The organism is Amycolatopsis sp. NPDC059021 (assembly GCF_042739895.1).
Classification (GTDB): Bacteria; Actinomycetota; Actinomycetes; order Mycobacteriales; family Pseudonocardiaceae; genus Amycolatopsis.
On sequence record NZ_JBHYIQ010000136.1, the window covers coordinates 11,478 to 22,311 of the forward strand.

The 10,834-nt window shown below is 69.1% G+C and carries 8 protein-coding genes; 3 read left to right on the plus strand and 5 right to left on the minus strand.

From position 1 onward, the window contains the following. Window positions 1-202 precede the first annotated feature (202 nt). Window positions 203-1,924 carry an NAD+ synthase gene (locus ACFWX1_RS43875; RefSeq protein WP_378395835.1) on the plus strand — a complete coding sequence of 574 codons (1,722 nt, stop codon included), beginning with the start codon at window positions 203-205 and terminating at the stop codon, window positions 1,922-1,924. Between the two features lie 85 nt (window positions 1,925-2,009). Here the strand turns inward: ACFWX1_RS43875 and ACFWX1_RS43880 are convergent, their stop codons facing one another. Continuing rightward, on the minus strand, window positions 2,010-2,630 hold the full coding sequence (locus tag ACFWX1_RS43880; protein WP_378395836.1) for a VOC family protein: 621 nt from the start codon (window positions 2,628-2,630) through the stop codon (window positions 2,010-2,012). Further along, window positions 2,627-3,934, minus strand: coding sequence for a S8 family serine peptidase (locus ACFWX1_RS43885; RefSeq protein WP_378395837.1), 1,308 nt, complete (start codon window positions 3,932-3,934; stop codon window positions 2,627-2,629). The genes ACFWX1_RS43880 and ACFWX1_RS43885 overlap by 4 nt, the downstream gene beginning before the upstream one ends. A gap of 286 nt (window positions 3,935-4,220) precedes the next feature. On the opposite strand from ACFWX1_RS43885, the gene ACFWX1_RS43890 reads away from it, so the two are divergent. Continuing rightward, a complete protein-coding gene (locus tag ACFWX1_RS43890; RefSeq protein WP_378395839.1) occupies window positions 4,221-4,772 on the plus strand; it encodes a methylated-DNA--[protein]-cysteine S-methyltransferase in 552 nt (183 codons plus the stop codon). Window positions 4,773-4,808: 36 nt separating this feature from the next. On the opposite strand, the gene ACFWX1_RS43895 is transcribed toward ACFWX1_RS43890, so the two are convergent. The 3 genes from ACFWX1_RS43895 to lysX all read right to left on the minus strand — a co-directional run bounded on the left by ACFWX1_RS43895 (window position 4,809) and on the right by lysX (window position 9,624). Then, window positions 4,809-5,393, minus strand: coding sequence for a DinB family protein (locus ACFWX1_RS43895; protein ID WP_378395840.1), 585 nt, complete (start codon window positions 5,391-5,393; stop codon window positions 4,809-4,811). Between the two features lie 118 nt (window positions 5,394-5,511). After that, window positions 5,512-6,090 (minus strand): hypothetical protein, encoded by a 579-nt coding sequence (locus ACFWX1_RS43900; RefSeq protein WP_378395841.1) that lies wholly within the window; start codon window positions 6,088-6,090, stop codon window positions 5,512-5,514. A gap of 210 nt (window positions 6,091-6,300) precedes the next feature. Beyond that, complete coding sequence (gene lysX / locus ACFWX1_RS43905; RefSeq protein WP_378395842.1) at window positions 6,301-9,624, minus strand: bifunctional lysylphosphatidylglycerol synthetase/lysine--tRNA ligase LysX; 3,324 nt, start codon at window positions 9,622-9,624, stop codon at window positions 6,301-6,303. 269 nt (window positions 9,625-9,893) lie between these two features. On the opposite strand from lysX, the gene panB reads away from it, so the two are divergent. Then, window positions 9,894-10,781 carry a 3-methyl-2-oxobutanoate hydroxymethyltransferase gene (gene panB, locus ACFWX1_RS43910; RefSeq protein WP_378330097.1) on the plus strand — a complete coding sequence of 296 codons (888 nt, stop codon included), beginning with the start codon at window positions 9,894-9,896 and terminating at the stop codon, window positions 10,779-10,781. Window positions 10,782-10,834: the final 53 nt, after the last annotated feature.

Consider the following 10,834-nt stretch of genomic DNA (forward strand, 5'->3'; position numbering starts at 1 on the left):
TGTCGCGTGTGCCTGGCTATCTTATCTACACCACAATCTCTCTAGTGTCACATGTTCAATCACTCTAATGACTCCTCCACCACGCACCGCTGGTGAGCAAAGGTCCCTTGCTCCTCTTCCTCCTCTCCCGGACAGGCGGGCGTCCTGCTCTTTCGAGCACATTCGCTCGTCCGGGTGGGGGACCGTGGGTCAGAATGTGCGCATGCCGCAACTGCGCATCGCACTGGCCCAGGTCAATCCCACCGTCGGCGACCTCGACGGCAACTCCGCGCTGACCGTCGCGTGGACCCGCAAGGCCGCCGAGGCCGGGGCCCACGTGGTCGTGTTCCCCGAGATGTCCCTGACCGGTTACCCGGTGGAGGACCTCTCGCTGCGGAAGACGTTCGCCGAGGCCTCCCGAAAGAGCCTCGAGATCCTCGCGCGACGACTCGACGAAGCAGGCTGCGGTGACGTACTCACCTACGTCGGCTATCTCGACCTCGATGCGGAAGGGCCGCGGGACGCGGCCGCGGCGCTGTACCGCGGCGAGGTGGTGGCCCGGCAGTTCAAGCACCACCTGCCGAACTACGGGGTTTTCGACGAGCATCGCTGGTACAAGCCGGGGAAGACCCTCGACGTCGTGCGCTTGCACGGGCTCGACATCGGCATGGTCATCTGCGAGGACATCTGGCAGGAGGGTGGTCCGATCTCGGCGCTGGGCAAGGCCGGGGTCGACCTCGTCGTGGCGCCGAACGCGTCGCCGTACGAGCGGGCCAAGGACGATGTGCGGCTCCCGCTGATCGCGCGCCGGGCCGCCGAGGCCGGTGCGCCGCTGGTGTACACCAACCAGATCGGTGGCCAGGACGACCTGGTCTTCGACGGCGACTCGCTGGTCGTCGCCGCGGACGGCACCGTGCTCGCACGGGCGCCGCAGTTCGTCGAGCACCTGCTCGTGACGGATCTGGACCTCGCCGCGGGCGGGCACGTCACGGACGGCGCCCTCGAAGGGCTGCATGTCCACCGGCGGGTGCTGAGCGAGGAACCGCTCCCCGCCTACGAACCGTTGACCGAGTCGGTCGTGAGCGAACCGCTGTCCAACGAAGCCGAGGTGTGGTCGGCGCTGGTCGTCGGGCTGCGCGACTACGTCCACAAGAACGGGTTCTCGTCGGTCATCTTCGGGTTCTCCGGCGGGATCGACTCGGCCGTGGTCGCCGCGCTGGCCGCGGATGCCCTCGGTGGCGACAACGTCTACGGCGTCTCGATGCCGTCGCAGTACTCGTCGGGCCATTCCAAGGGCGACGCCGCCGAGCTGGCCCGCCGGATCGGCGCGCACTTCCGGGTCGAGCCGATCGAGGACATGGTCCGGGTCTACGTCGACCAGCTGAAGCTCACCGGGCTCGCCGAGGAGAACGTCCAGGCGCGGGCCAGGGGCGTGCTGCTCATGGCACTGTCCAATCTGGACGGGCATCTGGTGCTGGCGACCGGCAACAAGACCGAGCTGGCGGTGGGTTACTCGACGATCTACGGCGACGCTGTGGGCGCGTTCGCGCCGATCAAGGACGTGTTCAAGACCCACGTGTGGCATCTGGCGCGCTGGCGCAACGCCGAAGCGGAGAAGCGCGGCGAGACACCGCCGATCCCGGAGAACTCGATCAGCAAACCGCCTTCGGCCGAGTTGCGCCCCGACCAGCTCGACACCGATTCGCTGCCGGACTATGCCCTGCTCGACGACATTCTCGACGACTACGTCGAGGGTGACCGCGGGTACGCGGACCTGATCGAGGCCGGGTTCGAGCCGGAGACCATCGACCGCGTGGTGCGCATGGTCGACAAGGCGGAGTACAAGCGCCGCCAGTACCCGCCGGGCACGAAGATCACCTTCAAGGCGTTCGGGCGGGACCGTCGGCTGCCGATCACCAACTCCTGGCGCGAGGGCAAGGCGTAGTCCCCGCGGGCGGGAGCAAGGGACCTTTGCTCCCGCTTGCTGAGCAACGCTAACGAAACGAGAGCAAAGGTCCCTTGCTCCTCCGTCAGGTGAGGGTGATCTGGGAGCCGTCGGTCCGGCGGAGGACGGCGACCAGGCCCGGCTTCTTGTCGTGGCGGACCAGCAGCTCCAGGTTGAGCGCGCGGGTCACGACGTCGACGGCCGCCGGGTCGGGGTGGACGCCGGTCACCAGCAGGAGCGGGATCTTCGGAAGACCACGTGTCGTCGGATGGGGTGTACTCCCCCAGTCGATGAGGAACGGCGCCAGCCCGTCGAGGCCGCCTGGCGAGGTGAGCCGCCAGGACAGGAGCTCGCCCTGCGCGTCCCGTGACATGTCGAAGACGTCGCCGGGGTCATAGCCGGCGGCTCGCAGGTCGGCGACGGTCGCGTCGATGTCGGTGGTCCGGACTGCCCAGGCGACCAGCGCGGGCTCGGTGAGGTCGTCGATGCCGAACGGCCGCGGCCCTTCCGGCTCGGGCTGCGCGGGGTCGGGGCCGATGACCTCCAGGTAGGCGCCCGATCCGAGGTCGGCGAGGTAGTTCGCGGTACCTCGGCCGACGTGGCTGCCGCCCGGTGCGGGCTCGACACCGGTCAGTTCGGTGACGTGGGCGACGGCGGCCGCGAGGTCCGGTCCGGCGAAGACGAGGTGATCCAGCACGAGGGTCATCGTGCCCCCACCGCGGCAGCGGCGTCGACGAGGCCGTGCCCGTAGAAGGTGTTCCCGGCCGGCGAGGGCTTGCAGACAGCGTCGGGCTTGCCGTCTCCGTTCGGGTCGTACGGCTCGGGGCACGCAAGCGGCGCGGCGGTCGCGTACAGGGCACGTTTGACGTGTTCGGCGTTCCAGCGTGGGTGTTCGCTCGCGATCAGCGCGGCTACGCCGGTCGCGTGCGGGGACGCCATCGAGGTGCCGCTCGCCGAGCGGTACAGGCCGCCCGGCCAGGTCGACCAGACCCGCACACCCGGCGCTGCGACGGTGATGCGCGACGACGAGTAGTTGGAGAACGATGCCTTGAGCAGTTTCTCGTCGAGCGCGCCGGTGCCGACCACGCCGGGAAGTTCGTGAGGCAGGCGGATGCAGCTCGGATCGATCGGACGCCGCACTGGGGTGCTGTCCGCGGGACTTTCCGTATCGGCCGACCGGGTGTCGAGGTCGATGCCCGCGTTGCCGCCGGAGGCCACGACGAGCACGTTGCGACGCTGCGCGTAGGCCACCGCCCGGCCGACGGCGAGTTTGATCGCCGCCTGGTCGAGCTGGTCATCGCAGTTGTAGCGCCACGGGATCGAGCGGTAGCTGTTGTTCGTGACGGCGAATCCGTGCTCGGCCGCCCACACGAAACCGCACACCATGCTCTCGGCCGTTTCGGTGTCGTCCAGTTCGGCCAGTTTCACCGACGCGAGCCGCACGCCAGGGGCGATGCCGACGACACCGGTGCCGTTGCGCGCCGCCACGATGGTGCCCGCGACGTGCGTGCCGTGCCCGTCCAGGGTCGGCCGCCACGCGCCCGGGGTGCGATCGGCCCAGCCGGAGAGGCAGGACACCGAGTTCCGCGCGTCGAACGCGCCCGCGAGTTCGGGATGAGTGTCGTCCACGCCGGTGTCCAGCACGCCCGCGACGACCCGGCGGCTACCGTCCGACACCTTGTGCGCGGCGTCGAGCCCGAGTGCCGGGACGTCCCACGCCGTGCCTTCGGCGGGTACCTGGCCGGAGTTCGGCGAACCGGGCCCGGTGTAGCGGACGTCCTTCCGGGCGGCGAAGAACTCCACGGGGAGCTTGGCGGTCCGGGTCGCGCCGACCGCCTCGATTCCCCGCGTGCCACGAACCTTCGCCGCGAAGTCGTCCTTCGCCGTGTACGCCACCACGACACCGACCTGCGGGTACGACGACACGACCGTGCCGCCCGCACGCCGCACGGCGAGCTCGGCCCACCAGGTGTGCAGCCGGTCCGCGCGGGTGATCACGACGTGTGGCATCACCGGAGTGCCCGGCGGTACCGCAGACTCCTCCGGCGCCGTCGTCAACGCCGAGGGCGCATCCCCGCTCTCGGCACCTGTCGCAGCCGCTGCCGGGACAATGAGTCCCGTGCCCAGCACAACGGCCACCGCGACACCCAGCGCTCGGAGCACACGCCCGTTCCTGCCCGCCACCGACCGACCTCCTCAATCCGGCAAAACCCCCGAACTGAACCTAGCGATCGGCCGCGCGTGCGGCATCCCTCTTCGGGCGGTTCTTGTCGGACCCCTCTCGTAGGCTGGACGGATGACGGCCAAGGAGTTCCCACCGCAGGGCTTCGCCGTGTTCGACACCGCCATCGGCCCCTGCGGGCTCGCCTGGCAGACGGAGGTCGTGCTCGGCGTCCAGCTGCCCGAGGGCAGCGCCGAACGTACGCGATCCCGCCTGACCACACGTTTCCCCGATGCAGTCGAATCGGCGCCACCGGAAGCGATGAGGTCGGCGATCGCCGGCATCGTCGCCCTGATGAACGGCGAGCCGAGACAACTCGGCGACGTCGAGCTCGACTGGACCGGCGTGCCGGACTTCCATTGCCGCGTCTACGAAATCACGCGCGCCATCCCACCGGGCAAGACCCTGACCTATGGCGACATCGCGAACCGGCTCGGCATGCCCGGCTCGGCGCAGGCCGTCGGGCAGGCCCTCGGACGCAACCCGTTCCCGATCATCGTGCCGTGCCACCGGGTGCTCGCCGCAGGAGGCAAGGACGGCGGGTTCTCGGCGCGGGGCGGGGTCACGACCAAGCGCCGCATGCTCGTGATCGAGGGCGCGCTGGCGGACGAACCGACGTTGTTCTGATTCACCACCTCCCGTGGTGTGTCGTATGTGGACCGATCAGACCGACTGCGGTTCGGGCTTCCACGGCTTCATCCACGGAGACTCCGGCCAGCCTTCGGCGGCGGCCATCAACGGGAACGCCGTCGCGCCGTCGATGTGCTCGCGCACGATGTCCGCGTGACCGGCGTGACGCGCGGTCTCCTCGATCAGGTGCAGCAGGACCCAGCGCACCGACCACGCGTCGACGTCCTTCGGGAACCAGGGGACATTCTTCGGGACGGGCACCGGCTGGCCGAGATCGGCGATTCCGGCGATGACCTCCTCGGTGCGCCGGGCTACTTCGTCGTACCGGGCGAGCACGCCTTCGAGAGTTTCGCTCTCGAGAAGACGGAATCCGTTGACGTAGTCCTCTTTGGTCGGTTCCTTCTGCGGCAGTTGGAGCACGATGTCGATCCAGCCGTCCTCGGTGTCCGCGACGTGTTTGACGAGCCCGCCGACGCTGAGCGAACTGCGGCTCGGCACGGCTCTGGCCTGCTCTTCGCTGAGCCCGTATGCGGCTATCCGCAACACGTGCCGCTGCTGCTCCAGGTACTTCAGCAGACCTCCACGCTCGTCGGCGACAGGGGGAACGTTTCCCGCCATGGTGGACCTCTCTTCCGGGTTCGGGGGCTCGTGTTCGATTGCGAGCATCGTCTCACCCGGCACCGACAGTTTCGGGATCCGCGCGAACCACGCGGACGGCGGACACCGCTCGAACTGCTCAGCCGACTCGAGACGCGTATCGCGGCGCAGGGGTGACGCGGAAGACGTACATCGCGCCCAGCACCATCTGCGCGGCGCGGACCACCAGCTGCGCTCGGGTGGCCAGCCCGGTGAAGTGTCCGGGGCCGAGCGACCCGGTCACGAGCACGGCCAGCCACGTGAGCACGATCAGGGCAAGGCCGATGATTGCGCTTTCCCGCCAGCCACGCGGCCACCAGAGGACGAGGCTGCACGAACCGATGACGAAGATGACGTTCGTGAGCAGGCCGATGGCCGTGTTGCCGGGATAGGCGGCGTCGGCGAAGACGAGGGCGCCGAAGACACTGACCGAACCCGCGGTGAGGCGGCCCGTCCAGTGCACCGGGGCCAGCCGGACCAGTGGCGGGCCGGCGAGCAGGAAAGCGCTCCCCGACACGACCTCCGCGACACGGAACACCGGATGCCTGGTGAGCAATTCACCGACCGGATCGTGAAGCGGTGACACCCCGGTGGTGAGCACGAACTCGAGCAGCCACGCGGAATAGGCCACGACACCGAGTCCAACCAGGACAAGGGCGATCAGCCGCGCAGCACGCACCAGCACACCCTAGCGACCCGGACACGTATGACACGGATTTACGGGTCCGCGACGAGTTTGTGGCGCGTTCGTGCGGCGTGACGTGGCGGCTCAGCGGAGCGAGGGACCTTTGCTATCGCCGGACGGGAGCGAGGGACCTTTGCTAACGTCCGTGAGCAAGCCAACGATTAGTGCGCTAACGAACGTTAGTAAAGGTCCCCTGCTCCTCCGTCAGGCCTGCGGGCGCACGAAGGGGAAGAGGACGGTCTGCCGGATCGAGGCGCCGGTCAGCATCATGAGCAGCCGGTCGATGCCGATGCCGAGACCACCGGTGGGCGGCATCCCGTGTTCCAGGGCAAGCAGGAAGTCCTCGTCGAGTTCCATGGCCTCGACGTCACCGCTCGCGGCGCGCAGGGACTGGGCTTCCAGACGGCGCCGCTGTTCGATCGGGTCGGTCAGTTCGGTGTAGGCGGTGCCGACCTCGGAGCCGAACGCGATGAGGTCCCAGCGTTCGGCCAGCCGCGAGTCGACGCGGTGCTGGCGGGTCAGCGGGGAGACGTCGGTCGGGTAGTCGGTGTAGAAGGTCGGCAGCACTGTCGCGCCTTCGACGAGGTGCTCGTGTGCCTTGAGCACGAGGTCGCCGTGTCCGGCGTCCTCGCCGACCGGGACTCCGGCGCGGGCGCACAGCCGCCGCAGTGTCTCCACCGGCGTCCCCGCGTCGATCTCCTCGCCCAGCGCGGCGGAAACCGCCTGGTGCACCGGGATCACCGGCCAGTCGCCGGAGATGTCGTAGTCGGTGAGTTTCCCGTCCGCGTCCGGCCGCCGGACCACCTGCGCGCCGTAGGCCGCCTCCGCCGCCTGCTGCACCAGCTCACGCGTCAGCTTCCGCATGGTGCCGTAGTCGGCGTACGCCTGGTACGCCTCGAGCATCGTGAATTCCGGGTTGTGCGTCGCGTCGACGCCCTCGTTGCGGAAGTTGCGGTTGAGCTCGAAGACCCGTTCCACCCCGGCCACGCACAGCCGCTTCAGGTACAGTTCCGGCGCGATCCGCAGGTACATCCGCATGTCGTAGGCGTTGATGTGGGTGACGAACGGGCGCGCGTTCGCGCCGCCGTGCACGGTCTGCAGCATCGGTGTCTCGACTTCGAGGTAGTCACGATGGTGCAGACGTTCCCGCACCGCACGGACCACTGTGGACCGCAGCCGGAGCATCGACGCCGAGTCGGGGTTCACCGCGAGGTCGAGGTAGCGCTGCCGCACCCGCGTCTCCGGGTCGGTGAGGCCCTTTCGCTTGTCCGGCAAGGGATGCAGGCATTTCGCGGTGACCGTCCACTCGTCGACGAGCACGGACAGCTCGCCACGCCGTGAAGTGATCACCTGACCGCTCACGCCGACGTGGTCGCCGAGGTCGATCCCGGTCCGCCAGCCGGTGAGGTCGAGCACCGACGCGTCGAGCATCAGCTGGATTTCGCCGGAGAAGTCCTTGATGCGCGCGAAACACAGTCCGCCGAGGTTGCGCAGCGCCAGCACGCGGCCCGCGACGCGCACGCGATGCCCGGTGTAGGTGTCCGGGGCGAGCCCGCCGAACTTCTTCACCACGTCGCCGAGCAGATCGTCCCGCTCGAACCCGACGGGATACGGATCGATGCCCGCCGCGCGGAGCCGATCCAATTTCGCGACCCGCACCCGGACCTGCTCGGGCCGCCGGGTCTCCCGGACCTTCGGCCGCGCCGCGTTTTCGTCGATCCGCTTGACCTGCTTGACGAAGTCGTCGCTGACCGTCTCCAGCCGCAATGACCGCGTCCCGCGCGTGGGCACGAACCCTTCGAGCGCACCGGCGACGATGCCGACCCTGGGCAGGCGTCGTGCCGAGGAATAGCAGAGGAACCGCGGCACCCAGTCGGGACCGTACTTGGCGTTGGACCGGTACAACGACTCCAGTTGGAAGAAGCGCGACGCGACGCCGAGGATGCCCCGCCAGGCCCGGAGAACCGGGCCCGCGCCGATCCGCTCGCCCTCGGAGAACACCGCGCGGAACATCGCGAAGTTGAGCGAAATCTGTTGCACGCCAAGGTGTTGTCCCGCCGCGACGACCTCGGCGATCATGTACTCGTTGAGGCCGTTCTCGGCGTCCCGGTCACGTCGCATCAGGTCGAGCGACAGACCGCGCCTTCCCCACGGCACGAACGAAAGCAGGCCGCGCAGCTCTCCCCGCGCGTCGTACGCCTCGACCATGACGCTGCGGCCGTCGCTCGGATCGCCGAGCCTGCCCAGTGCCATGGAGAACCCGCGCTCGGTCTCGGCGCCGCGCCATTGCTGGGCGTGGGCGAGCAACGAGGCCATCTCGTCGGCCGGGATCTCGCCGTGGCGACGGACCTGCGTGGTGTAGCCCGCGCGCTCGATGCGCTTCACCGCCTGCCGGACCGAGCGGCGCTCGGGGCCGGCGAGGCTGAACTCACGGATGTCGAGCACCGCTTCGTCACCGATCTCCAGTGCCTTCAGCCCGGCGTCGGTGTAGACCTTCGCGCCCTGTTCGCTCGCGCCGAGCACGCCGGGCGTCCAGCCGTAGGTCCGGGTTTCGTCGAGCCACACGCGGACGGCGTCGGGCCAGTGCTCGGGATCGCCGACCGGGTCGGCGCTGGCCACGCTGGTACCGCCGAGAACGCGGTAGGTGACCGCGGCGCGGCCGTTCGAGGAGAAGACGACGCTCTTGTCGCGGCGGGTGGCGAAGTACCCAAGGGAATCGCCTTCACCGTGCTCGGCGAGCAGCCCGCGCAGCTGGAGTTCTTCGTCATCGGTCCGCAGGCGCCTGCTGCGGACACCGCGGAACAACGTGTACAGCGCGCCGGTGACGACCGCTGTCGCGCCGAGGTCGAGCAGCAAGTCCAGCCAGCCCGGCCCCTCGCCGACCCCGAACCGCTTGAGCTGGATGTTCTCACCGGTCGCGTGGTTCACGACCCAGGCGAAGCGCTCCCACGTGTCGGCGAGATGGCCGGGGAACGCCTCGCTCAACGCCCACCCCAGCACGATGACGGCGGCGAACCCGCCCAGCATCACGGACAATCCGTCCCGCCAGGCGCTCGGGGCGAGCCGGGCGGGGAAGGCGGGACGCAGCCGGAGCAGGAAGAAGATCAGCCCGATCGAGACCAGGTCGGCGATGGTCAGCGCCCACAGGTGCCCGGGGATGTGCCGGATCTGCCTGGGTCCCAGCGTCAGGGTCTCCGGCCACCACAGCAGCGCCGCCTGCAGCACCATCGTCATGAGCAGGCCACCGACCTGGAACAGCACGAGGGTGTAGAGCGCGGCGCGTTTACGGCGGCGCAGGGCCGCGCCGAGGACGACCATCAGCAGGACGATGACCAGGCTCGCGTTGGTGGGCACGCTGAGCGCGGAGAACAGCATGTCGATGCCGTTCATCACGCGGCCGCGCGGGCCATTGGTGAGCAGCAGTATCACGGAGAAGACGGCGGCGAGCTGGACGACGGTGGCGATGATGCCACCGGCTTTGGCCTTCCAGGCGGGCAGGCGGGTGCGCGCGCTCGCAGGGTTTCCCATCTTCGCCTTTCGTGACCGGACGCCCATGACGGCCGTCTTCAGTGCTTTGTTCAACGTCAGTGAACCGCGCCGGGTTGTCTCCGGGCATCATCCCGAAGTCGGACGATGCGTGGTCCCGGGGCGGTAGCTCGGTCGTGGGAGCGCCGCCACGGGGGTGTGAAGCTGGTCGCACGGCCTTGGGGGTGCCCTCGGCGCGTGTCACGCTTTGATCGTTCAGACTCCACGACCCGGGGACCTCGGACGAGGCCTCGAGGGAAGGACGGACAACGATGTCTACCCCCAGCACCGGATCCGGCGGCTCCAGCGGCGAGGTAGCCGCTCCGTACGGTACCGGCTCGGCATCGGCGCAATCCGCGCCCGTGCGCAAGATCCGTGTCCATCACCTGCGTGAGCTCAAGGAACGGGGCGAGCCCTGGCCCATGCTCACCGCGTACGACATGTACACCGCCGCGTTGTTCGACGAAGCCGGGATCCCCGTGCTGCTCGTCGGCGATTCCGCGGCCAACAACGTCTTCGGCTACGACACCTCGTTGCCGGTCACCGTGGACGAACTTCTTCCGCTTGTCCGGGCGGTGACCCGTTCGGTGAAGCGGGCGCTGGTCGTCGCGGATCTCCCGTTCGGCTCCTATCAGCTCTCCCCTGAGCAAGCGCTTGCCACTTCCGTGCGATTCATGAAGGAGGGCAGGGCGCACGCGGTCAAGCTCGAAGGCGGGCGCCGGTTCGCGCCGCACGTCGAGGCGCTGACCTCGGCGGGTGTGCCGGTGATGGGACATATCGGGTTCACCCCGCAGAGTGAACACAACCTCGGCGGCTACCGGGTGCAAGGGCGCGGCGAAGCGGCGGACGTGCTGCTCGCCGACGCGCTGGCGCTGCAGGAGGCCGGGGCGTTCGCGGTGGTGATGGAGATGGTGCCCGCGGAGGCCGCGAAGCGCGTGACGCATGAACTCAAGATCCCGACCGTCGGCATCGGCGCCGGTTCGGATTGCGACGCCCAGGTGCTGGTCTGGCAGGACATGGCCGGGCTTCGGCGCGGGAAGGCGCCCCGGTTCGTGAAGCGGTACGCCGACCTCGCCGGTGCACTCTCGGGCGCGGCGGCGGCGTTCGCCGACGAGGTGCGACGGGGCGAGTTCCCCGCGCCGGAGCACGAGTTCCACTGAGGGTTGTCGGTCCGTGGGGGCCTCCTTGAGGGACTCCGAGTCCCTCGAGGAGG